This is a genomic window from Flavobacterium azooxidireducens (assembly GCF_023195775.1).
Classification (GTDB): domain Bacteria; phylum Bacteroidota; class Bacteroidia; order Flavobacteriales; family Flavobacteriaceae; genus Flavobacterium; species Flavobacterium azooxidireducens.
This window is the reverse complement of sequence record NZ_CP096205.1, coordinates 2,815,223-2,839,327: the sequence shown is the minus strand read 5'-3', so window position 1 is coordinate 2,839,327 and position 24,105 is coordinate 2,815,223. Positions and strand designations below refer to the sequence as shown.

The following is a 24,105-nucleotide window of genomic DNA, read 5'->3' as shown; positions in this document are numbered from 1 at the left end:
CGTTACTTTTGCCTTCCGTAAAAATGCAACGAAGATGATTTACAAATTACGAGTAATACTCGACAACGAAGAAGATGTTTTTAGAGATTTAGCCATCGAAAACACCGATACTTTAGAAGATTTACACAATGCAATTGTGAATGCTTTTGGCTTCGATGGAAGTGAAATGGCTTCCTTTTACACCTGTGATGACAACTGGAATCAAGAAGATGAAATTCCGCTTTTTGACACTGGCGATGTTCCCGGCGAAATGCGAATTATGAGCGATTTATCGTTGGAAGATATGCTGTATGAAAAGCAAACCAAAATCATTTATGTATATGATTTTCTAAATATGTGGACATTTTTGGTTGAATTAGCCGCTATCGAAGAAAAACAAGCCGGTGCCACTTATCCAGAATTATTATATTCACTCGGATTAATGCCACTTGGAGCCAATGATCCTACTTTTGAAGCCGATGACGATTCTTTATTCTCCGAATTTGAAGACGAATTAGACGAAGATGATTTGGATATGTTTGAAGGAGGAGATGACTCTTTTGAAGATTTTGGGTTTGAAGAGAATTGGAATTAAGTGACTGAAAATCAGAAAATTATTTAAAAAAAATCCATTTAACAAACTATACGAGTTCAGTAGAGAACTAGAAGCTATGCTTGTTTCATTCATCAAAAAAATTGAAGAATCAAAGTAAAACTTAGCAACTCAGTATCTCAGCAACTCAGCAACTAAAAAATATGATCAACCTTTTCAACGCCCACATCGAATCCCTTTCCATCCACCGAGTTGGAAACAAAAGCCGAAATGAAGCTATTTTTTTATCGGAACAACCCTATCAAACTAATGACGAAATTACGCCGTTATTAAAAGAATTTTTCCTGAAATCGTTTCGCGAGAAAGAAGAAAACTATTATCAATTTGCTCACGAAGTTGATTTAGAATATAACGATATGTTCAAATTGGCTTCAGAAGTTTTTGAAAATCCTTCCAATATTCACGATGTTTCAAAGAAAATCACAAAACATTTGTTTGAACAATCTAACCATCCACACATTAAAAACGGAGAAGTTTATGTGGCTCATTTTACAAATTTAACCATCGATAACAATCAAGTAGATGCCATTGGTGTCTTTAAAAGTGAGTTGCAATCCGACTTTTTACAGTTTGAAGAAAAAGGAACAAATTTAGAAATGTTGCTTCAACACGGCATCAATTTGAATAAATTAGATAAAGGTTGTTTGATTTTCAATTACAAAAAAGAGGAAGGTTATAAAATTCTGACCGTTGACAGCAATCGATATGATGCTCGTTATTGGTTGGAACATTTTTTAAGCGTAGATGCATTTCAAGATGAAAATTTCATCACCAAAAAGTACTTGAAATTTTGTCAGGATTTTGCAAAAGATGTAGTTTTTCCTGCTGAAGACAAGAAACAAGAAGTGATGTTTATGAATCGTTCGGTAAATTATTTTGCTAAAAATGACGAATTTGAAGAAACTAATTTCTTGAATGAAGTAATGGATAATCCTGACTTAATTCCGGAATTCAAAAGTTATAAAGTTGATAAAGGAGAAAAATACAGCATTGAAGATGTAACTAATTTCCCGATCGCTAATGCTGCTGTTTCAGATGCCCGAAAGAAAATTAAAAACGTAATTAATTTGGACACCAACATTCAAATTAAACTCGATTTCATAAACCCAGAAAGTGCCGAAAAATTTGTAGAGAAAGGTTGGGACGAAGAAAAACAAATGTATTACTACTTGGTTTATTTTAATAAAGAGCAAAAATCGTAAGGACAAGTTGCGACCTGTCCGTACATGAAATAAATTTTTCATAATATTCAAATCCTCAATCAGTTAAAATGTTTGAGGATTTTTTATGCATGATAAATTGTAATATTTTTACATCATAAAATTTAAATTTTAATCAGTTTATCGACTTTATTTGGCACTTCATCTATGTTTTTGTAGTTTTCGCTAACCACAAATTAAATACCACAATTATGAAAACCTACACAACCAACAATTCCGTTTCAGCCACTTCCGTAATTTGCTCCGTTTTGGGGCACAAGTACCATTCTACCCGAAAAATCACCAATCATTTTAGCGAATATCAATGTCGCTGTTGCGGAAAACAAATGACCGAAGACACAAGAGGTCGTTTAATTTCATTAACGCCCGAACTTCGTGAGATTAATGAAACGTTGAATATGATTTTCACCAGAAGGCAAATTCACATTTAATCTAGGCTTTTATAAAATTGAATTGATTTCAAGAAACATCGTAACAAATTGTTATCTTAGTCGTCCTATCTGTAACGATTAAACAATTTATCTTGGAAACTATTCTCACTATCGAAAATCTGAACAAACGATTCGGCCCCGTTCACGCGGTAAAAAATGTCTCGCTTGAAATAAAAAAAGGAAATGTTTACGGAATTCTCGGTCCAAACGGTAGCGGAAAATCGACTACGTTAGGAATTGTATTGAATGTCGTGAACAAAACTTCCGGAGAATACCGATGGTTTGGTGGTGCGATGGAAACGCACGAAGCTCTCAAAAAAGTGGGAGCCATCATCGAACGCCCTAACTTTTACCCTTATATGACTGCTCAGGAAAATTTGGAATTGGTTTGTAAAATCAAAGGAACTCCAAATTCCAAAGTCATTGAAAAATTGGAAGTAGTTGGACTTTTAGATCGAAAAGACAGCAAATTCAGAACTTTTTCGTTGGGAATGAAACAGCGGTTGGCGATTGCTTCTGCCCTATTAAACGACCCCGAAATCTTAATTTTAGACGAACCAACAAACGGATTAGATCCGCAGGGAATTCGTCAAATTCGTGACATCATCAAAACGATTGCTTCGCAAGGAACTACTATTTTATTAGCTTCACACCTTTTGGATGAAGTTGAAAAAGTGTGTAGTCACGTTTTGGTTCTTCGAAAAGGCGAAATTCTATATTCCGGAAAAGTGGACGGAATGATTTCAAATGAAGGATTCTTTGAACTTCAAACAGATAATCTAAACGAATTAAAATCAGCTTTACAAAATCATCCTTCCATCGAAAAAATGGAAATGGAAGAAGGTAAATTAGTTGTTTATTTAAAATCCGCTTTGGAAGCAAAAGATATGAATAAATATTTAGTTGATAAAGGAATTTACCTCAATCATTTAGTCAAAAGAAAACACAGTTTAGAAGAACAATTTTTACAATTGACTAATAATAACTAAACCTTTTACCCATTACCAATAACCCATCACCTTTTTATGATACGTCTTCTTCAAATAGAATTTCAAAAAATATGGAAAAACAAAGCGAGTCGAATATTAACGATTTCGTATTTTGTCATTCTTTCTTTCATCGCCTTAATTGCATCAATCAAATTCAACATTGGAAATTTTGAATTGCGAATTGCCGAACAAGGAATTTTTAATTTCCCATACATCTGGCATTTCAACACCTATATTGCTGCCATTTTAAAATTATTTTTGGCTATTGTCATTGTTTCGATGATGGCTAATGAATATACGTACGGAACATTAAAACAGAATTTAATTGACGGTTTAAGTAAGAAAGAATTTATTTTATCAAAATTTTTAACCGTTTTAGTATTTTCAGTTGGTTCAACAATTTTCGTTTTCATAATGAGTTTGCTTTTGGGATTAAGCTTTTCATCGTATAATGAAATCGGAATTATTTTTTCTGATTTAGAATATATTCTTGCCTACTTTTTGAAACTGACTGCCTTTTTCTCTTTTTGTTTATTCCTTGGAATATTAGTAAAAAGATCCGCTTTTGCAATCGGTTTTTTGTTTGTATGGAATATTATCGAAGGCATCATTATTGGCGTTATGAAATGGAGAATCTTTAAAAATTCTGATACGGCTGATACTATTGCTCAATTTTTACCATTGGAATCAATGTCAAATTTGATAAAAGAACCTTTCACTCGATTAAGCGTTATCAAAAACATAGAAGAAACCATTGGTGGTGTTCCAAACGTAAAAGATTACGGTGTTCACTGGTACACGATGCTCATTGCGATCGCTTGGATTGTTATTTTTGTGTTAATGTCGTATAAAATTCTTCAGAAAAGAGATTTGTAGTATCTTTGCAAACGCTATGAAGTTTGCTAAAAACATTCTGTTTCTAATCCTTTCGATTGCTTTTTTACAAAGCAGTAACGCACAATACATGCAGGTGGATGACAACCGCACTGTTGAAGATTTAGTAGAAAATATTCTAATCAATTCATCTTGTGCCAATGTGTCGAATATTTCGGTTTCGGGATGGGCTTTTACGAGTGGAAATAGTTATGGTTATTTTAATGGTTCGGGTAGTTCATTTCCGTTTGCAGATGGTGTTATCATTTCCACAGGAAGAGCTGCTTCTGCCGTTGGTCCCAATTCAAATTTATTGAGTGAAGGACCAACTTCTTGGGGTGGCGATCAAGATTTGGAACAAGCTATTAATGAAGGAAATACAATCAATGCAACCGTTATCGAATTTGATTTTCTTCCGTTTGCCAACAAAGTAAGTTTTGAATACATTTTTTCATCAGAACAATATTTATCAAATCCAGGTTCAAATCAATGTAATTATTCCGATGGTTTTGCTTTTTTACTTCGGGAAGCCAGCTCATCACAATATTCAAACTTAGCTGTTGTTCCCGGCACAAATATTCCTGTAAAAATCCCGACTGTTCGTGGTTCAGGAACCATTTGTCCGCCTGCTAACGAGCAATATTTTGATGCTTTTAATGGATTTGAACATCCTACAAATTACAATGGTCAAACCAAAGTTTTAAAAGCCGAAAGCACTGTTACGCCCGGTGTTATGTATCACATTAAATTAGTCATTGCAGACCAAGGAAACAATTTATATGATTCTGCCATTTTTTTAGGTGGTGGAAGTTTTTCTGTGGAGACCGATTTGGGAATTGATCGATTAATTTCAACCGGAAATCCACTTTGTCCTGATGATACTTTACTTTTAGATGCTACAAATTCAACTGCAACTGGCTATAAATGGTTTAGAAATAACATTGAATTGATTGGAGAAAACAATCCAACTTTGTTGGTCGATGAATTTGGTGTTTATAAAGTAGAAGTCATTTTTAACCCAACTTGTTCATCTTTCGGAGAAATTGTTATTGAATATAGTACAAATCCAATTCCGAATAATACCACCATCACACAATGCGATTCGAATGGAGATGGTATAGCTTTCTTTAATTTGAACGATGCCAACACTGCTATAATAGGATCAAATACAAATGTTGGATCACCTTCCTATTATCTCACACAATCAGATGCCGAAAATAACGTAAGTCCGATTCCTAATTTTTCTTCTTTTCAAAACACAAGTATAAATCAGGTAATTTATGCTCGATTACAAAATAATTTTGGTTGTTTTGGAGTTTCAGAAGTAACGCTTTCAACCACAACAACAACTGTAACTGTTTCTCCTTTTGATTTTTGTGATGGTGATGCATTGCAAGACGGAATAACTTCCATCGATTTAAATACAGAAATTTCTCCCACAGTTTTATCAAATTTTGCACCCGGTTTGTTGGTAAATTATTATCAAACCGAAGCAGATGCACAAGTACAAACGAATCAATTAACTAACAATTACACCAATTCAACAGCTTTTGAAGAAATTATTTTTGCTCGAATTACAGATGGAGTGAGTTGTTTTGGAATTATTCCCATCACAATAAATATCAAAACATTTACACCTGAAAATTTTGAAGATGAAGAACTTTTTTTGTGTGAAAATGAATCAATAACATTTGGAGTAAGTGCTATTTTTGAAAGTTATTTGTGGAATAATGGTGAATCTACTCCAGAAATTACAATCTCTCAACCCGGAACTTACTCTGTAATTGTTAGCAATTTGGATGGTTGTTTGGCTCAAAAAACGTTTTTAGTTACGGCTTCCGGTCCGGCTACAATAACATCTGTTTCTATTAACGACTTTCAAGGAAATAATAATACCGTTCAAATCAATTATACAGGTTTGGGCAATTACGTTTTTTCATTGGATGGAAGTTATTTTCAAGAAAGTCCAATTTTCACAAATGTTGGTGCAGGAGAATATACCATCACAATTAATGATTTGAATGGTTGTGATTCCACTTTTGAATCCATCTTTGTGCTTGATTATCCTAAATTTTTCACTCCAAACGGTGATGGAATCAATGATTTTTGGAAGATTGAAAACCTCAATCAACCTTATGCCAAAATATACATATTCAACCGTTACGGAAAACTATTAAAACAAATTGGTTCTAACGGAACTGGTTGGGACGGAACATTTTCAGGCTCACCACTACCCGCTTCCGATTACTGGTTTTCTATATTTTTAGAAGACGGGAGAATCATCAAAGGACACTTCGCATTAAAAAGATAATTCGTTATCTTTGTTATCCTTTGAAAAAGAAAAATGAAAAAAATTGCTCTGTTTTTTCTATTATTTACGTTGAATTGTTTTGCACAATTCAGCAAAACGCATTACATACCACCCATTACCGGAGCCAGTATTCAACCAATTCAGAATCAATTTATTTATATTTCTTCGCCAAGTTTAACACCGGTTAATTTTACTATTAATTCTATTGGTGGAAATACGGTAAACGGAACTGTTTCTAGAGATCAACCCTATGTGTATAATATTGGATTTGGAGATAACACCTCTTTATTTGTTTCTACAGGAAATCTAAATACTGTTTTTAATAATAAAGGCTACATCATTGAAGCAGAAGACCAAGTTTATGTGGCCATTCGATTCACAGCATCTAACGAAAATAATCAAGCTAGCGGAATTGTCTCAAAAGGTTTGGCAGGACTTGGAACAGACTTTAGAATTGGAGCATTTACCAATAGAGGTTTATCAAACTTTGGTTATACCAACAATCACCTTACTTTTATTTCAGTTTTGGCTACTGAGAACAATACAACTGTATCTTTTGACGACATTAAACCCGGTGTTCAATTAATTGGGAACGCTGGTGTTGGAAATACTCCTCCACCTGTAACACTCAATCGTGGAGAAAGCTATGTGATGGCTGTGACCGGTCCAACTTTTGCCAATCGAGACGGATTAATTGGAGCCTTAGTGAGTTCTGATAAACCAATTGTGGTTAACTGCGGATCCTTTGCAGGGACAAACGGAAATGTTGATAATAATTTAGATCTAGGAATAGACCAAATTGTTTCTGCAGAAAGAACCGGAAACGAATATATTTTTGTAAGAGGTTTTGGAGATAATTTAACCGAAAGAGTTTTGATTGTTGCCCATGAAGATGATACCCAAATTTCAATTAATGGAGCTTTACAACAAACTATTGACGCTGGAGAATATGTAGCGATTGATGGTAGTTTTTATAGCACAGAAGGAAATATGTATGTTCAAACATCTAAAAATGTATTTGCTTATCAAGGTGTTGGTGGAGCAATTCAGGCCAATCAGGAAATGTATTTTGTACCACCATTAAGTTGTCAAACACCAAAAATTATTGATAATATTCCGTTAGTAAATTTAATTGGAAATATATCCTACACCACAAACAGCGGAATAAACATTGTGACAGAAACCGGTGCAGAATTAAATTTTATTGTAAACGGAATAAACTATACTTTGACTTCACTTCCTGCAGGAATCAATGTGCAAGGTCCTTTTTCAATTACAGGAAATACCGATTATGAAACCTATCAAATTGTTGGACTCACAGGAAACATTTCCGTTTTTTCTACCAAACAATTGTATTTGTCTTATTTTGGTTCTAATAATGCTGCAACCTATGGCGGGTATTACTCCGGTTTTACTTTTCAGCCCGAAATATCGTTCAATCGTTTAGATGTAAACTCTTCTAACTGCATTCCCAACGTTAGGCTATCAGTTAATACGCTTTCTCCTTTTGATACGTATCAATGGTATTTTAATGGTGTAGCACTTGTTGAAGTTGATCCCGAAAATAGCCCTACTCAACCACAATATAAACCCACTGCACCAGGACTGTACTATCTCTCTGCCACCATAGTTGGTTGTACCACCACCCTAACCCTAATATCTGATGAAATTCCAGTGAGCGATTGCCCAATAGATACTGATAATGATGGTGTAAACGATAACATTGATCAAGATTTGGATAACGACGGAATAGCCAATTGTACTGAATCATATGGCAACCAAGATATCAACTTAAGCAATACCACAACAGGAACTATTAATGTTGGAAGTTATTCAAATACATTTACAGGAACTATTTCAACAGACGGACCGGAAATTGCTGTTGCACAACCTTTGGTTGGAAATAGTAGTGGAAACTTTGTAACTCAACCTGCAATTGGTATAGACAATACCGTTTCGTATCGATTAGATTTTGCTCAACCCATTAGCTTATCAATGGAATATGTTTTGGCAGCAAACAATGTTGATTTATTGTCATCAACCGGAGAATTTATTATTGAAACTTCTGTAAATAAAACAATTACCTTACTCAATCCAAACGGACAATTGTTAGTTGATACTAATTATGACGGGATTTTTGAAAATAATGTAACCGAATATTCTTCTTTTCAAATTCGTTTCCGATTAAATAGTGCTGTTCCGCTTGCTGCTGGATCCGGAACGTTCAAATTCATGGTTCATTTGGCTGATTATATTTCAATAACACACAAAAATATCTCTGAAAATTCATCTAAAGCAACTTTCAAATTTATTGCCACATGTGTTCCAAAAGATACGGATGGAGATGGTATTCCTGATTTATTAGATTTAGATAGCGATAACGATGGTATTCCTGATAACATTGAAGCTCAAGGTCAAAATTTTATTGCTTACACTTCGGATGATCTTAATAATGATGGTATAAGTGATGCCTACGGACTTGGTTTAACTCCAATTGATACAGATGGAGACGGAATTCCTGATTATTTAGATTTAGACAGTGACAATGATGGAATTTATGATTTAACTGAATCAGGTTCAAATGCTTCCGATTTGAATTTTAATGGTGTGATTGACGGAACAAATTTCGGCACAAATGGTCTGTTTAATTCTCTTGAAACAAATCCCAATAATGGAATCTTAAATTATACCATTGCTGATACAAACGCAGATGGAATTGCAAATTATATATCTTTAGACAGTGATGGTGATTTGTGTAATGATGTAATTGAAGCCGGATTTATTGATGTAAATGGAAACGGATTAGTAGGCAATACTTCTATTTCTGTTGATGCAAATGGAATTGTTTTGGGCTCAGGAGGTTATACTACACCAAATCAAAATTATATCATTGCTGCACCAATTGAAATTTCTACGCAACCAATTGACCAAACAGCATGCACCTATCTCAACGCCAACTTTACTTTAACCGCTACTATTTCAGATAGTTATCAATGGCAGTTGAGTACAGACAACGGAACAACTTGGAATAACATTAACGACAGTGACAATTATATTGGAACATTAACCGATACGTTACAAGTTCTTGGAATTTCAAATTCAATGAATAATTATCGTTATCGTGTTGTTTTAAACCGAAATGGCAATAGTTGCGGATTACTATCTGACGATGCTGTTTTAACAATAAATCCTGCTCCGGTTTTAACTTCGCCTATTTCAATTGTGCAGTGTGACGATGATTTCTCTAATGATGGAATTTCTGATGTGAACTTGCTGCAAAAAAATAATGTGATTTCATCCAATTTTGCCAATGAAACGTTTAGTTATTTTACATCACAAATTGCTGCACAGAATAATGATTCAACTCTTCAAATCACAAATCCTTTAGCCTACAATACCGGAAATTCAACGGTTTGGGTTCGTGTTGTAAATGCATTGGGTTGTTATGAAGTGGGACAAATTAACGTTTTCGTTTCTGCCACACAAATTCCAAATACTTTTTTACGAACATTTGCCAAATGTGATGACTTTGTTGATGCAGTTAACGATGATCGAGATGGAATTGCCACATTTGATTTTAGTAGCGTGACAAACGATTTGATTGGAACTTTGCCAGCTACAACTCCATTTACAATAAAATATTATAAAACGGAAGCCGATGCTTTGGCTGAAACGGACATAAATGGAATTTCACTTGAAATTACAAACATAAACAGTTATAGAAATACTGATTTTCGTGATTTTCAACAAATTTGGGTTCGGGTCGATAGCACTTTGGATAATTCGTGTTATGGATTAGGTCCACTTGTAGAATTAACGGTAACAAAATTACCTGAATTAGAAATTGGTTTTACAGAGATTATTTGTTTTGGAGTCGATTCGATTACGTTTGATGCCGGTATAAAAGAAGGAACTATTTCGGACTACACGTATCAATGGTATCGCAATGATGTAATTATAAATAATGAAACAAATTATGAATTAACTGTTGATGAAGATGGTTTTTATAAAGTGATTGTTACTAATTCTTTTGGTTGTGAGCAAGAAAGAATAATTGAAATTGTTTACTCTCAACCTGCCACTTTTGACGATATAATTGTTGTTGATTTAGTTGAAAACAATACAGTTACCGTTTTGGTTAGTGGCTCAGGTGATTATGTTTATAGTTTAGATTCGGCAAACGGATTATACCAAACTTCGAATATTTTTGAAAATGTGATTGCCGGAATTTATACAGTTTATGTAAAAGATGCAAATGGTTGCGGAATTGTTGAACAAGAAATAGCCGTTTTAGGAGCACCGAAATTTTTCACGCCAAACGGTGATGGATATAATGATACATGGAAAATTAGAGGTGCAAATGAAAAATATAACTTTAATTCGATTATTTATATTTTCAACCGTTTCGGTAAATTAATCAAACAAATTGGAACCACTGGTGAAGGTTGGGACGGAACCTATAACGGAAGTCCGCTTCCTGCAGATGATTATTGGTATTCCATCCAATTTGAAGATGGAAGATCAGCCAAAGGACACTTTTCTTTAAAAAGATAATAATGAAAAAAATACACTTTTTATTACTCATTTTCTTTTGTTTCGGTGTTGTACAAGCTCAAAAAATAGAAGCAAAATACGGCATTGTTGAACTTTATGAAAATTTGCATCAACAAATGTACAGCCACGAAGTGTTGCAATTTGGCTTCCGCAAAACTATTCTCCCAAAAAGAAATATGCTGTTTTATACATGCATGACGGACAAATGCTGTTTGATGCCAAAACAACTTTTAATCAATCAGAATGGGGCGTTGATGAATGTTTGACACAACTTTTCCGTGAAGGAAAAATAAAAAACACTATTGTTGTGGGTATTTGGAATACAAAAGAAAATAGACATCAAGAATATTTTCCTCAAAAACCGTATGAAAATTTATCTAAAGAAGACAGAGAAAAAGTGGGCATGTCATTAGAAAAAATTGGTTTATCTAAAGAACTCAAACCGAATTCTGATAATTATTTAAAATTTATTGTTGAAGAACTCAAACCTTTTGTTGACAACACTTATTCAACATTACAAAACAAAGAAAATACTTTTATAACCGGTTCCAGTATGGGCGGATTAATTTCGATGTATGCCATTTGCGAATATCCTCAAATATTTGGCGGGGCGGCTTGTTTATCAACGCATTGGCCGGGAACTTTTGAAGTTGAAAATAATCCGATACCGGAATCTTTTTACACATATTTAAAAGATAAACTACCTAATCCTACTAATAATAAAATCTATTTTGATTACGGTACCGTTGATCTTGATGCAATGTATCCTCCTTTACAAGCAAAAGTTGATGGAATCATGATTTCAAAAGGTTTTACTAAAGAAAACTGGATAACTATAAAGTTTGAAGGTGAAAATCATTCGGAAAATGCTTGGAAAAAACGACTTCACATTCCAATGGAGTTTTTGCTCAAAAGATAAAAATCGAATATCCTTTTTGCATGAAAAAGTTATTAAATAGGAATGTTAAAAAATAAAACCAGCAAAGAAAATACAAAGGTGTTAAATCGTTAATTTAGTTGATGAAAATTCAACAAATTCTTCGCAACATGAAAACTATTTTTAACACTAATCAAATTGTATATTGCATTCTACTATTATTCTTTTTTTCGAGCGAAAACAGTTACTCTCAACTCGCAGTTCCATTTAAAGTTCGTTATCAATCGTATGTAAAAGGTGACATGACAGTTATTTCAAATAACATTGTTAATCGAAAAGAAAGTAGAACTTTTACTTCAGAACCTTATAATGACATTAGTGAAACTGCAAAATTAAACGATCAATTTGAAATGAATTACATTGACGTTGATGATGACAAATCAACCTTCAGCTCAAGTTCAGCAGGACTAAATTTAGAGAATTCATCGTCAAAAAAAATAAAATATGCAGGATTATATTGGTCTGCCACCTATAAATATGACTCAGGAATTAGAGATAAAAAATGGAATTATGTTGCTGTTGATGATAACCGATCTTCCGTAAACGAAATTAAATTAAAACTTCCAGGCCAAAATGAGTATATCGATATTTATGGTGACATTATTTTTGATGGTTTAAACATTAAAAATTTCAAAGAAAGTGCTCCTTATGCGGTTTATGCCGATGTTACAAAGCACATTCAATCTCTTCAAAATCCAAATGGAGAATATACCGTTGCAAATATTAGAGCGACACAAGGCATAATTAGTGGTGGTGTTGCAGGTGGTTGGACATTATTTTTAGTGTATGAAGATGAAACTGAGACAGGTAAATTTATCACTTCATTTGATGGTTTTGTGGGAATTACAGCCAGACCGGTTGAGATTTTATACAGCGGATTCAGCACCCTTCCGGAAGGAAAGGTAAATGCAAAATTAGCCGGATCAGTTTTAGAAGGCGATAGAAATTTAGTTGGTGATCAATTAGAAATTAAATCGGGAGAAAGTAAGAATTACACCTTACTAAGTCATTCCTTAAAACCGGTTGATAATTTCTTTAATAGTACGATTGTTATTAATGATTCCTATTTTGAAAATAGAAAACCAAACAGTATGAATACGTTGGGATTCGACACTTTTTTAATTCCTATTGAAAATGAAAACAATGCAGTAATTCAAAATAACAGCACAAAGGTTTCATTAAAATTAAAATCATCCGGCGATAGATATTCAATGTTTTTTAGTGCTTTTAATGTTGAAGTACAAGATCCTACGGAAAAAATTGAATCTGAATTAATCTCTTCTAACGTAACTACCAAAAACTCAGACATTGTAATGTCAGATGCTGTTAAAGTAATTTCATCCGAAAAACCAAATAATTCAACTTCTGCAAAAGAAGAAAACAAACCGCAATCAAATCAATACAAAAGTAATACGGAGCTTACGGCAACGGAAATTAAAGCAGAAATGGAAAAACTTTTAGTTGATGAATCTGTCAAAAAAATTGAAACCAAATTTTACAGTATTCGCGACATGATTAAAGAAAGTGAAAAATTAAATGCTGAAATTGATGAAACTAAATCAAAAAAAAGAATTACTGTTTTGCCCGGAGCCGATGTTTTAATCCCAAATCAACCCAAAGGATATTATGTGGTTGCCAACGTTTTTGCAAAACCAAATAATGCAGAACGATTTGAAGCTAAATTGAAAAAGAAAGGATTAGATGCTCAAATTTTATATAATCCAACCACTAATTTAAAAAGTGTATATATTGGAAAATTTGGAACTTGGTCTGATGCTGTTAAATTCTATTATTCAAATGCCGAAGGGAAATATACTGATGAATTATGGATTATGCTGGTAAACACATCAACCGGAACAATTTTATAAAAGATAATAAAACCTATAAAAACAAAAAATCCCGATTGCTCGGGATTTTTTTTATGATTTGTAGCGAGAACTTATTTAGCTCTGCTAGCATATTTAGTTTTAAATTTATCAATACGACCTGCAGTATCGATAAGTTTAGATTTACCTGTATAAAATGGGTGAGATGTTCTTGATATCTCCATTTTAAACACCGGATATTCAACTCCTTCGTGTGTAATTGTTTCTTTTGTTTCAACAGTAGATTTAGTGATAAAAACATCTTCGTTTGACATGTCTTTAAAAGCAACTAATCTGTAATTTTCTGGGTGAATTCCTTTTTTCATTTTGTGTAAATCTTTTTCTTATTAATGGTTGTGCTTCTTTTTGCGGCTTTTCATTTTGAAAAGGTATAAACGAGACACAACTTTTTGTTTATACTTTTTTGAACGTGCAAATTTACAACTATTTTTTAATATTCAAATCTTTAAAATACATTTTTTTAAATTCTTTTAAACTTTGATTTTCCTTACCATATTTGTAATATTACTATATTTGTACATTAAATATATTAAATTTATGGAAAATACTATCAAAAAGAACGGCTCAACTTACGGTTTAATTTTAGGAATAATTTTAGTTCTCTTTACCACCATCATGTATGTGGTTGATTTATCATTATTTACAAGTACTTGGGTTGGAATAGTCAATTTTATTATTATAATTGGTTTTGGAATCTACACTTCAATTATCAATAAAAAACTTCTCAAAGGTATAATGACTTACAAACAAGCTTTTTTGAGTTTTATATTACCAATTATAATTGGAATGGCACTATACGTTTTATATAATATTCTACTATTTAATGTAATTGATCCAGAAGCAAAGGAAGTTATTACCGATAACATTGTAAAAATGACACGTGATATGATGGCTAAATTTAATGTTCCAGCAGCAGATATCAACAAAGCAATTACGGAAATTGAAAATAAAGACAATTTTGGACCTTGGCCTCAAATTCAATCATATTTTTTTATGATTGTTTTCTATTCAGTTTTAGGTCTGTTAGTTGCCTTAATTTTTAAAACTCCTGCGAATAAAGAATAAATGAATTTATCCATAGTTATTCCATTACTTAACGAAGAAGATTCACTCCAAGAACTTCATGATTGGATTGTGCTTGTCATGAATTCCAATAATTTTAGCTACGAAATTATTTTTATTGATGATGGTAGTACTGATAATTCATGGAATGTAATTGAATCACTATCTAATCAAAATCCGAACGTAAAGGCCATTCGATTTCTAAAAAACTTCGGAAAATCACAAGCTCTTCATGCCGGATTTGCCAAAGCTCAAGGCGACGTTGTGATTACGATGGATGCTGATTTACAAGACAATCCTGAAGAAATTCCGGAATTATATGATTTAGTTTTAAATCAAAACTATGATTTGGTTTCCGGATGGAAGAAAAAAAGATATGATTCAATTATTTCTAAAAACTTACCATCTAAATTATTCAATTGGGCTGCTCGAAGAACTTCCGGTGTTCAATTAAATGATTTCAATTGTGGTTTAAAAGCTTACAGAAATCTTGTCATCAAAAACATTGAAGTTTCGGGTGAAATGCATCGGTACATTCCAGTGTTAGCCAAAAATGCCGGTTTTTCTAAAATTGGTGAAAAGGTAGTGAAGCATCAAGCCAGAAAATATGGAGAAACTAAGTTTGGAATGGAACGTTTTATCAATGGTTTTTTGGATTTAATCACCATTTGGTTTTTGTCCCGATTCGGAAAAAGACCGATGCATCTTTTTGGTGCTTGGGGTGTTTTGATGTTTATCATCGGATTTGGCTCTGCTGGTTATATCGGAATTTCAAAATTATACAGAATGTATAACGATTTACCCTATGATTTAGTGGCAAATAGTCCGTATTTTTACATTTCGCTTACCACTATGATCATTGGAACTCAATTATTTTTAGCCGGATTTTTAGGTGAAATTATATTACGCAGTAAAGAATCAAGTGAAAATTATAAAATTTCAAACGAATTAAATATGAATTAAAAAACTCAACGCCATTTAAAATTTATAACAGCCAAAATCATGAAATTAGAAATTATTCAACAACAAATCATCGAGTTAAGAGATCAAAAAGTAATGCTCGATTTTCATTTAGCCGATTTGTATGAAATCGAAACAAAAGTTCTAAAACAAGCTGTCAAACGAAATATAAATCGTTTTCCAAATGATTTTATGTTTGAACTTAGTAAAGAAGAATTTGAAAGTTTGAGGTCACAAATTGTGACATCAAAAAGAGGTGGATTGCGGTATATGCCATTTGCCTTTACAGAACAAGGAGTTGCAATGCTTTCAAGCGTTTTAAATTCTGATAAAGCAATCGCCATAAACATTGCCATTATGAGAACATTTGTTTCGCTGAGGCAATTTGCACTGAATTACAAAGAATTAAATGATAAAATAACCGAAATAGAAAAGCAATTTCCTGACATCTATAAAATTTTAAATTTTTTAATGGATAAAGAAAATTCAACTTCATCGAAAGAACGAAATAAAATAGGATTTAAAAAATAAGAATATGAATATTCCACAAAACATCTTAGACAAAGTAAACGAATGGTTAACGCCGGTATTTGATAATGAAACACACAAAATAATTGAAGAAATGATGACTTCTTCGCCTAAAGAACTAGAAGAAAGTTTTTATAAAAATCTAGAATTCGGAACCGGCGGAATGCGTGGAATCATGGGCGTTGGAACCAACAGAATTAACAAGTATACGCTTGGAAAAAACACACAAGGTCTTTCCGATTATATTTTAAAATCATTTCCTAACGAACAAACCAAAGTTGTTATTGCCTATGATTGCCGTCATAACAGCAACACATTAGCCAAAGTGGTTGCCGATGTTTTTTCGGCGAACGGAATTAAAGTGTATTTATTTTCGGCTTTACGCCCTACTCCTATTTTATCTTTTGCTCTAAAATATTTGAATTGTCATGCCGGAATCGTTTTAACCGCATCGCACAATCCGCCGGAATACAACGGATACAAAGTATATTGGCAAGATGGCGGACAATTAGTTCCACCACAAGACGAAGAAATCATCAAATTAATTGAAGATTTAAAATACAGCGAAATCAAATTTTCAGCTAACGAAGATTTAATCGAATATATTGATACGGAAGTTGATCAAGCTTTCATCAAATCATCTATAGAAAATGCTAGTTTTAACACGCCAAAAGCAGCGAAAGAAAATTTAAAAATTGTTTTCACATCGTTGCACGGAACTTCCATTACTTTGATTCCTGAAACATTGGCAAAAGCAGGTTATACCGATGTAAATATCGTAAAAGAACAAGAAGTACCAGACGGAAATTTTCCAACTGTAAAATCGCCAAATCCCGAAGAACCGGAAGCTTTGTTAATGGCAACTGATTTAGCTGAAAAAATAAAAGCTGATATCGTAATCGGAACCGATCCTGATGGAGATCGATTAGGAATTGCCGTTCGAAATTCAGAAGGAAAAATGACGTTATTAAACGGAAACCAAACCATGGTCATCATGACCGCCTTTTTATTGGAACAATGGAAACGTGCTGGCAAAATCACCGGAAATGAATTTATAGGTTCAACCATTGTATCAACGCCAATGATGACTGAAATTGCTTCTGGTTATGGCGTAGAATGCAAAGTTGGATTAACCGGTTTCAAATGGATTGCCAAAATGATTAAAGATTTTCCAAACCAAAAATTCATTGGCGGTGGCGAAGAAAGTTTTGGTTACATGGTGGGCGATGCCGTTCGCGATAAAGATGCTATTGCCGCTACCCTACTCGTTTGCGAAGTGGCTGCTCAGGCAAAAGCTGCCGGAAGCACGTTGTATCAAGAACTTTTAAACTTGTATGTTGATTTTGGATTTTATAAAGAATATTTAATTTCATTAACCAAAAAAGGAATTGAAGGAGCCAATGAAATCAAGCAAATGATGATTGATTTACGCGAAAATCCGTTGAAAGAAATTAATAATCAACGCGTGGTTTGTGTGGAAGATTATCAAAATTCTACCGTTTTGAATTTATTTACCAATGAAATTGAACCCCTACACATTCCAAAATCGGATGTGTTGATTTATTATTTGGAAGACGGAACCAAAATCTGTGCCCGCCCAAGCGGAACGGAACCAAAAATTAAATTCTATTTTAGTGTTAATGAACCACTTGATTCTATTAAGAATTTCAAAAAAGTAGAAGCTGATTTAGATCAAAAAATTAAAAACATTGTGGCAGAAATGCAACTCAACTAATGGATGAAAATTTAAGAAAAATAATTCCGTTTGCTAAAAAATTTAAAGGACATATTTTTTGGAATGTGACTTTTAATGTATTGTATGCTTTGTTTAGCACACTTTCATTTGTTGCTTTATTTCCCTTAATGGAAGTATTGTTTAAAATGAATGAACGTGTAATTGAATTACCGAAGTACACTGGAATAATGAATATTGGCTCTTACGGAAAACAATATCTTCAATACTATGTTACCAAATTATCAGAAGAAGAAGGTCCGCAATATTCATTATTACTAACGGTTGCCTTAGTTATTTCTACTTTTTTATTTAAAAATCTTTTTAACTATTTGGCCTCTCAACATTTAACGAAGGTAAAAAACGGAGTGCTCCGTGATTTAAGAGAAAAAATGTTCAGTAAAATTATCGCACTTCCTGTTTCCTATTATTCAGAAAAAAGAAAAGGTGATATCATGGCCAGAATGTTGGGTGATGTGAATGAAGTTCAAAACTCATTCTTTATGATTTTAGAATTAATTGTAAAAGAACCACTTACCATTTTGTTTGCCATCATAGCGATGATGAACATCAGTTTAAAATTGACGCTTTTTGTATTTGTTTTTATTCCAATTTCAGGATTTATCATTTCAAAAATTGGTAAAAGTTTAAAGTCGAAGTCGCAAAATGCACAAAAAGAAAACGGCTATTTAATCTCAATTGTAGAAGAAAGTTTGAGCGGATTAAAAGTTGTAAAGAGCTATAATGCTGAAAGCTATTTCAAAAACATCTTTAACAACTCGATTGACAAATTACTAAAATTAAATAACAGCATCGGTAAGAAAAACAACTTGGCTTCACCTATGAGTGAATTTATGGGAATTGTTGTGATTGCAATCTTACTTTGGTATGGTGGTAATTTAGTTTTAGTCGAACAATCCTTAAATGGTGCGTTGTTTATTGTTTATTTAGGATTAGCTTATAATATATTAACGCCTGCAAAAGCTATTTCGAAAGCATCTTATGCTGTAAAAAATGGATTGGCAGCAGCAGAACGTGTTTTTGAAGTATTGGAAGTAGAAAACATAATAACCGATAAACCAGATGCCATCAATAAGACAACATTTGAACAAAATATTTCTTTAGATAACATCAATTTCAAATATGAAGATGAGATTGTTTTGAAAAATTTCTCATTAACTATTCCCAAAGGAAAAACTGTCGCTTTAGTAGGTCAATCCGGTAGTGGTAAAAGTACCATTGCTAATTTACTCACTCGCTTTTATGATGTAAAAGAAGGAACTGTAAAAATTGATGGAATAAATATTAAAAACATGACTTTGCATTCTTTAAGAGATTTAATGGGATTAGTAACGCAAGATTCAATCCTATTTAATGATACCATCAAAAACAATATTCTTTTAGGAAAACAAAATGCAACAGATGATGAAATCATTGAAGCTTTAAAAATTGCCAATGCTTATGAATTTGTGAAAGATTTACCGAGCGGAATCAATACAAACATTGGTGATGCAGGTGGAAAATTATCCGGCGGACAAAAACAACGTCTTTCGATTGCTCGTGCTGTTTTGAAAAATCCTCCGATCATGATTTTGGATGAAGCTACTTCCGCATTAGATACAGAAAGCGAAAAATTCGTGCAAATTGCTTTAGAAAATATGATGCAAAATAGAACTTCAATAGTTATTGCTCACCGTCTTTCAACTATACAAAAAGCAGATTTGATTGTGGTAATGCAAAAAGGAGAAATTGTAGAGCAAGGAACGCACGATGAATTGTTAGCCAAAAACGGAATGTATTCTAAATTGGTGATGATGCAGTCGTTTGAGTAGGTTGAAAGTTACGGGTTGCGAGTTGCGGGTTTTTTAAAATTATAAACATAGAAAACAAAAAATGACAAGAACAACTTTCACAATTATTTTCATGGTAATTGCCGGAATATTCCTTTATGCAATGATTCATTTTGAAAAATTGGATTTGCTTGGGAAATTTAGTTTTATTCTAATTTTAGCTGGCTATACTGCAGGACAATATTCAACAAAATTTCCTAAAGAAAAAGAATGATCTATCAATCTAAAAATCAAACAATCTAAAATCCAAAATGTACATTCATAATCCAAATATAATTCTTCCCGCAGATCAAGATACCATTGTATGGAAATACTTGGATTTGTCTAAGTTTTTGGATTTGTTGCTTTCGAAAAAATTATTCATGTCGCGATCGGATAAATTTGAAGATCAATATGAAGGAACTTTTAGCGAACCTACTTACGAAGAAATTCGAAAAATTGCCGAAAACAATCCGAAGTTTTTAGATTATTATAAATCGCATCGCGAAAAAATTGTGATTAGCAGTTGGCATATCAACGAATATGAATCATTTGCCATGTGGCAAATTTTTACTAAAAACAATGAAGGTTTAGCCATTCAATCAACGGTAAAACGTTTGCAAGAAGCGTTGAAACCGGAACGAAAAACAGAACAGTTTATTGGAGAAGTCAATTATATCGATTATAAAAAAGAATATATTCCGTTTGATGATACTTTCTTTCCTTTCTTATTCAAACGAAAAAGTTTTCAATATGAACGAGAAATTCGAATTATTTCGGATGTAACGCCAAATAATATAACTGTAAATGATGGTGTAAAAATCGATGTAGATATCAATCAATTAATTGAAAAGATTTACATTCATCCCAAATCAGAAAACTGGTATAAAAACTTGGTTATTCAATTAATGGAACAACTCGGATTTAATTTTACAATTGAAAAATCAGATTTAGAAAGTGATATTCTGATTTAATTGAATGGTTTATATTCATTTAATTTCCATTCTGCATCCATCAAATCTATAAAGTAGTAAAAAACAGCATCGTCTTTATCAAAATCGCCGTTTTTATTAGTGTCTTGGATAGTTCTAAAGTATAAACGATTTTTAACTTCCATTAAATTCCAATCAATTAACTCTTGAAAATCAGGAGTGATTTTGGTGAAATTATCTCCGGAAATATCGCTAATATAAAGTGATTTAATATCGTTAGAATCTAATTTACTATCTCGATTTGTATCCATATCCGAAATAGAATAAACTAAAATATGCTTCTTTGATTTTTGAGCAAACGTATTTAAATACGTCGCCGTTTGAATCACCATCGATTTATCTGTCAATGGCTTTGAATTCACTGAATCAATATGCTGAATGTAAATATTTTTTAAGAAACCGGTAATTTCAAAACGATTATAATTCGAAACTGCATAGCTCACACGACTTGTACTGGATGAACCATAACTCATTTTAGATTTGGTATCATAAACCCTCACCTCGCCCACCGGGTGCAGTAAATAAGACGTACCTTCCATATTAACAGGAAGATCGGCTACTCTAATTTGAGTAGTATCAACTTTGGCTTCCACCTTGGTTGCAGACTCTTCATAGATAACTTTAGGTTTTTCTTCTTCTTGCTCTTTGCAACTGAATAAAACCAAAACCACCAAAAAACTATAATTGAAATTGAAACGCATACAAAATAGAGTTATGTTTCAAAGATATAAAATTTAATCAGATTATAACCTCGCTGTTAACTTCAAATTAAAAACTCGGGTAGTCATATAATTTGGAACACCGTATTGCGTTTTTGTATACACATCTCTAACCCAGGTGTTTGTAATAGCATTTTGATTATTAAATAAATTAAATATCTCTAAACCTAATGATAAATCTTTAAAACGTTTTAGCCAATGACCGTCTGGTCTCAACTCATTCTTTTCGGTCAAAACATATTGAAAACCAACGTCTGCTCTGCGATAATCTCGCAAACGCAACTGATAATCATACGGATCGGCATAGGAAGGCGAACCACCTGGCAAACCGGTGTTGTAAACCAAATTCAAATACATTTTTAAACTTGGAATATTCGGAACATAATCCTGAAACAAAACACCAAACTTCAAACGTTGATCGGTTGGTCGTGCAATAAAACCTTTGTCTTGATAATTTTCTTCGGTTTTTAAATAGCCAAAACTAAACCATGATTCGGTGCCGGGAACAAATTCACCGTTTAAACGCATGTCTAAACCATACACATACGCTTCCGCCTCATTGTCTGCTATATATCGAATACGAACGTTGTCTAACGTATACGTATTTACATCCGTTAAATTTTTATAATACAACTCACTCACTAATTTGAATGGTCTGTCCCACATTTTAAAACTGTAATCGTTACCAAGCACAAAATGCACGGATTGTTGGGCTTTTACATTGGGGCGAACTTGTCCGTCAAATCCGCGAAGCTCTCTGTAAAAAGGTGGTTGATGATATAAACCTCCGGATGCTCTGAAAACCATATCTTTTACCCAAAGCGGCTTAATGGCAAATTGTGCTCTTGGACTAAAAACCATTTGACTTTTTCCATCTAAATCATCTCCTGAAACTTGCCATTGATGCATACGTACGCCGGCATTGTACCAAACTTCACTGGAACCTAAATTCGATTTTCTACTCCATTGAGCATAGCCAGAAAATCGATCAATCGTTGTGAAATTGGTGGCTCGAACACTTTGAAAAGGTACTAACGGTCCAACATACGGATTATAAGGTTGATCGTTTACAGGAAAATCACGTGGTGGATTAATTGAAAATCCGGCTGAATCAATCACTTCCCATTCTACTAAACGATCACGAATATCTTCTTTGGTATATTTTAATCCCCATTCAAACGCATTTTCATTAAGTTTATGAAAACCTTTTACTTCTGCATTGATAATTAAAGCATCTAAATCATTACGACCATGGTTTAATTGAGTTCCAATTCCACGATTAAATTTTACATCACCAAATGTTTCTGAACCGATGTTGCTATCCACTTCTCCTAAAAAATAGGCCGCAAAAATATCAAAATGTTCTTGCTCTTGCGTGTGATAAGCCGATCCGATGAACTTTAAAGTATTGTTATCATTAATATTGTAAGAAGTTTTTAATGCTCCAAACAAGGTTTGATATTGATCTTTTTCTTGTCCGTCATAAAAAATTTGAAGTGCAATTGGTTCGTCAATCGTTCCAAAATTGGTTTGACGAGTCAAGGGTTCAAAATTATATTTGTTTTGAGAAGCATTTCCTAAAAATCCAAATTGCCATTTCGTATTCGGTGTGTAGGTTAAATAAGTTTGCACATCCGTAAAAGTTGGTCTAAAATTAGATTCCGTTTCTTGACTATTCACCAACAAACTGTTATCTCGGTAACGAACTCCGGTAATATTAGCCCATTTCTGGTTTTTACTCACGCCTTCAACCGTTAAACTTCCACCTAAAAAACTGGCTTCTAACGCGGCTGCGTAGCGAGTTGGAATTCGGTACGTGATATCTAAAACAGATGATAATTTATCACCATATTTTGCTTGAAAACCTCCGGCAGAAAAGTCAACATTCTGAACCATATCCGTATTGGTAAAACTCAATCCTTCTTGCTGACCGGAACGAATTAAAAACGGACGATAAATTTCAATTTCATTGACATAGACGAGATTTTCATCGTAATTTCCTCCACGAACAGAATATTGTGTACTTAATTCGTTGTTAGAATTAACTCCTGGCAATGACTTTAATATATTTTCAACTCCGGCATTTGCTCCCGGAATTGTTCTGATAACGGCGGGCTCAATTGTAGTTATTCCTTCTACTCTTTTTCTATTTCCAGCAGTGACAATAACTTCACCTAATAAATCTTCAGAATCACTCATTTGAAAATTATATTCATAATCTTCATTGGTTTTTAATTCTAATCTAAGAGTAGCTTTTTTTAGAGAAACATGCGTAAAAACAAGCATGATTTTTTGGTTTGCAGGAATTGTCAACGCATAAAAACCATTCACGTTAGTGGTTGTTCCCTTATCTTGGTAGTTGATATTTACACCTTCAACCGGATTATTATTTTTATCTAAAATGATTCCTTTTATTCTGGCTGTTTGTGCATTTGCTGCAAATCCGATGCAAAAAAGCATCAAAGCCACTATAAATTGTTTTGTTTTCAA

Annotated in this window: 19 protein-coding genes; 16 read left to right on the top strand and 3 right to left on the bottom strand. The window is 33.1% G+C overall.

Annotated elements, in window-relative coordinates; translation table 11 throughout:
* The first annotated feature begins 34 nt into the window (after positions 1 to 34).
* From M0M57_RS12280 to M0M57_RS12240, 9 genes are all read left to right on the top strand, one after another.
* Entirely contained in the window at positions 35 to 574 is a 540-nt protein-coding gene (locus tag M0M57_RS12280) for a plasmid pRiA4b ORF-3 family protein (RefSeq protein WP_248433319.1), read from the top strand.
* Positions 575 to 735: 161 nt separating this feature from the next.
* A complete protein-coding gene (locus M0M57_RS12275; protein ID WP_248433318.1) occupies positions 736 to 1,794 on the top strand; it encodes a nucleoid-associated protein in 1,059 nt (352 codons plus the stop codon).
* Between the two features lie 209 nt (positions 1,795 to 2,003).
* Positions 2,004 to 2,243 carry a hypothetical protein gene (locus tag M0M57_RS12270; protein WP_248433317.1) on the top strand — a complete coding sequence of 80 codons (240 nt, stop codon included), beginning with the start codon at positions 2,004 to 2,006 and terminating at the stop codon, positions 2,241 to 2,243.
* A 92-nt stretch (positions 2,244 to 2,335) separates the two neighbouring features.
* Complete coding sequence (locus tag M0M57_RS12265; protein ID WP_248433316.1) at positions 2,336 to 3,232, top strand: ABC transporter ATP-binding protein; 897 nt, start codon at positions 2,336 to 2,338, stop codon at positions 3,230 to 3,232.
* A gap of 36 nt (positions 3,233 to 3,268) precedes the next feature.
* Positions 3,269 to 4,108 carry an ABC transporter permease gene (locus M0M57_RS12260; protein WP_248433315.1) on the top strand — a complete coding sequence of 280 codons (840 nt, stop codon included), beginning with the start codon at positions 3,269 to 3,271 and terminating at the stop codon, positions 4,106 to 4,108.
* Positions 4,109 to 4,124: 16 nt separating this feature from the next.
* Entirely contained in the window at positions 4,125 to 6,416 is a 2,292-nt protein-coding gene (locus tag M0M57_RS12255) for a choice-of-anchor L domain-containing protein (protein WP_248433314.1), read from the top strand.
* A 33-nt stretch (positions 6,417 to 6,449) separates the two neighbouring features.
* Complete coding sequence (locus M0M57_RS12250; RefSeq protein ID WP_248433313.1) at positions 6,450 to 10,970, top strand: T9SS type B sorting domain-containing protein; 4,521 nt, start codon at positions 6,450 to 6,452, stop codon at positions 10,968 to 10,970.
* 139 nt (positions 10,971 to 11,109) lie between these two features.
* A complete protein-coding gene (locus tag M0M57_RS12245; RefSeq protein ID WP_248436756.1) occupies positions 11,110 to 11,889 on the top strand; it encodes an alpha/beta hydrolase in 780 nt (259 codons plus the stop codon).
* 128 nt (positions 11,890 to 12,017) lie between these two features.
* Entirely contained in the window at positions 12,018 to 13,775 is a 1,758-nt protein-coding gene (locus M0M57_RS12240) for an SPOR domain-containing protein (RefSeq protein ID WP_248433312.1), read from the top strand.
* Positions 13,776 to 13,846: 71 nt separating this feature from the next.
* Here M0M57_RS12240 and M0M57_RS12235 read toward each other — a convergent pair whose 3' ends face one another.
* A complete protein-coding gene (locus M0M57_RS12235; protein WP_112084757.1) occupies positions 13,847 to 14,098 on the bottom strand; it encodes a type B 50S ribosomal protein L31 in 252 nt (83 codons plus the stop codon).
* A gap of 232 nt (positions 14,099 to 14,330) precedes the next feature.
* Between M0M57_RS12235 and M0M57_RS12230 the strand changes: the two genes are divergently transcribed.
* The 7 genes from M0M57_RS12230 to M0M57_RS12200 all read left to right on the top strand — a co-directional run bounded on the left by M0M57_RS12230 (position 14,331) and on the right by M0M57_RS12200 (position 20,878).
* Entirely contained in the window at positions 14,331 to 14,858 is a 528-nt protein-coding gene (locus M0M57_RS12230; protein WP_248433311.1) for a DUF4199 domain-containing protein, read from the top strand.
* Positions 14,859 to 15,818, top strand: a complete 960-nt coding sequence (locus M0M57_RS12225) for a glycosyltransferase family 2 protein (RefSeq protein WP_248433310.1) — start codon at positions 14,859 to 14,861, stop codon at positions 15,816 to 15,818. It begins immediately after the preceding gene.
* 39 nt (positions 15,819 to 15,857) lie between these two features.
* Complete coding sequence (locus tag M0M57_RS12220) at positions 15,858 to 16,346, top strand: ORF6N domain-containing protein (RefSeq protein WP_248433309.1); 489 nt, start codon at positions 15,858 to 15,860, stop codon at positions 16,344 to 16,346.
* A 4-nt stretch (positions 16,347 to 16,350) separates the two neighbouring features.
* On the top strand, positions 16,351 to 18,078 hold the full coding sequence (locus M0M57_RS12215) for a phospho-sugar mutase (protein WP_248433308.1): 1,728 nt from the start codon (positions 16,351 to 16,353) through the stop codon (positions 18,076 to 18,078).
* The gene (locus M0M57_RS12210; protein WP_248433307.1) at positions 18,078 to 19,907 is read left to right on the top strand and encodes an ABC transporter ATP-binding protein; all 1,830 of its coding nucleotides are present in this window, start codon (positions 18,078 to 18,080) and stop codon (positions 19,905 to 19,907) included. The genes M0M57_RS12215 and M0M57_RS12210 overlap by 1 nt, the downstream gene beginning before the upstream one ends.
* 61 nt (positions 19,908 to 19,968) lie before the next feature.
* Positions 19,969 to 20,139 (top strand): hypothetical protein, encoded by a 171-nt coding sequence (locus M0M57_RS12205; RefSeq protein WP_248433306.1) that lies wholly within the window; start codon positions 19,969 to 19,971, stop codon positions 20,137 to 20,139.
* Positions 20,140 to 20,176: 37 nt separating this feature from the next.
* Positions 20,177 to 20,878 (top strand): hypothetical protein, encoded by a 702-nt coding sequence (locus M0M57_RS12200; RefSeq protein ID WP_248433305.1) that lies wholly within the window; start codon positions 20,177 to 20,179, stop codon positions 20,876 to 20,878.
* On the opposite strand, the gene M0M57_RS12195 is transcribed toward M0M57_RS12200, so the two are convergent.
* Together M0M57_RS12195 and M0M57_RS12190 are read right to left on the bottom strand one after the other, a co-directional pair.
* A complete protein-coding gene (locus M0M57_RS12195; RefSeq protein WP_248433304.1) occupies positions 20,875 to 21,597 on the bottom strand; it encodes a hypothetical protein in 723 nt (240 codons plus the stop codon). The two genes, M0M57_RS12200 and M0M57_RS12195, sit on opposite strands and share 4 nt — an antisense overlap.
* 42 nt (positions 21,598 to 21,639) lie before the next feature.
* On the bottom strand, positions 21,640 to 24,105 hold the full coding sequence (locus M0M57_RS12190; protein ID WP_407647432.1) for a TonB-dependent receptor: 2,466 nt from the start codon (positions 24,103 to 24,105) through the stop codon (positions 21,640 to 21,642).

What these genes read in the sequence shown, in the direction of transcription:
- M0M57_RS12275 (WP_248433318.1), top strand. Translation starts at nt 736, where the DNA reads ATGATCAACCTTTTCAACGCCCACATCGAATCCCTTTCCATCCACCGA.
- M0M57_RS12260 (WP_248433315.1), top strand. Translation starts at nt 3,269, where the DNA reads ATGATACGTCTTCTTCAAATAGAATTTCAAAAAATATGGAAAAACAAA.
- M0M57_RS12255 (WP_248433314.1), top strand. Translation starts at nt 4,125, where the DNA reads ATGAAGTTTGCTAAAAACATTCTGTTTCTAATCCTTTCGATTGCTTTT.
- M0M57_RS12280 (WP_248433319.1), top strand. Translation starts at nt 35, where the DNA reads ATGATTTACAAATTACGAGTAATACTCGACAACGAAGAAGATGTTTTT.
- M0M57_RS12215 (WP_248433308.1), top strand. Translation starts at nt 16,351, where the DNA reads ATGAATATTCCACAAAACATCTTAGACAAAGTAAACGAATGGTTAACG.
- M0M57_RS12225 (WP_248433310.1), top strand. Translation starts at nt 14,859, where the DNA reads ATGAATTTATCCATAGTTATTCCATTACTTAACGAAGAAGATTCACTC.
- M0M57_RS12250 (WP_248433313.1), top strand. Translation starts at nt 6,450, where the DNA reads ATGAAAAAAATTGCTCTGTTTTTTCTATTATTTACGTTGAATTGTTTT.
- M0M57_RS12240 (WP_248433312.1), top strand. Translation starts at nt 12,018, where the DNA reads ATGAAAACTATTTTTAACACTAATCAAATTGTATATTGCATTCTACTA.
- M0M57_RS12210 (WP_248433307.1), top strand. Translation starts at nt 18,078, where the DNA reads ATGGATGAAAATTTAAGAAAAATAATTCCGTTTGCTAAAAAATTTAAA.
- M0M57_RS12220 (WP_248433309.1), top strand. Translation starts at nt 15,858, where the DNA reads ATGAAATTAGAAATTATTCAACAACAAATCATCGAGTTAAGAGATCAA.
- M0M57_RS12230 (WP_248433311.1), top strand. Translation starts at nt 14,331, where the DNA reads ATGGAAAATACTATCAAAAAGAACGGCTCAACTTACGGTTTAATTTTA.
- M0M57_RS12195 (WP_248433304.1), bottom strand. Translation starts at nt 21,597, where the DNA reads ATGCGTTTCAATTTCAATTATAGTTTTTTGGTGGTTTTGGTTTTATTC.
- M0M57_RS12235 (WP_112084757.1), bottom strand. Translation starts at nt 14,098, where the DNA reads ATGAAAAAAGGAATTCACCCAGAAAATTACAGATTAGTTGCTTTTAAA.
- M0M57_RS12200 (WP_248433305.1), top strand. Translation starts at nt 20,177, where the DNA reads ATGTACATTCATAATCCAAATATAATTCTTCCCGCAGATCAAGATACC.
- M0M57_RS12270 (WP_248433317.1), top strand. Translation starts at nt 2,004, where the DNA reads ATGAAAACCTACACAACCAACAATTCCGTTTCAGCCACTTCCGTAATT.
- M0M57_RS12205 (WP_248433306.1), top strand. Translation starts at nt 19,969, where the DNA reads ATGACAAGAACAACTTTCACAATTATTTTCATGGTAATTGCCGGAATA.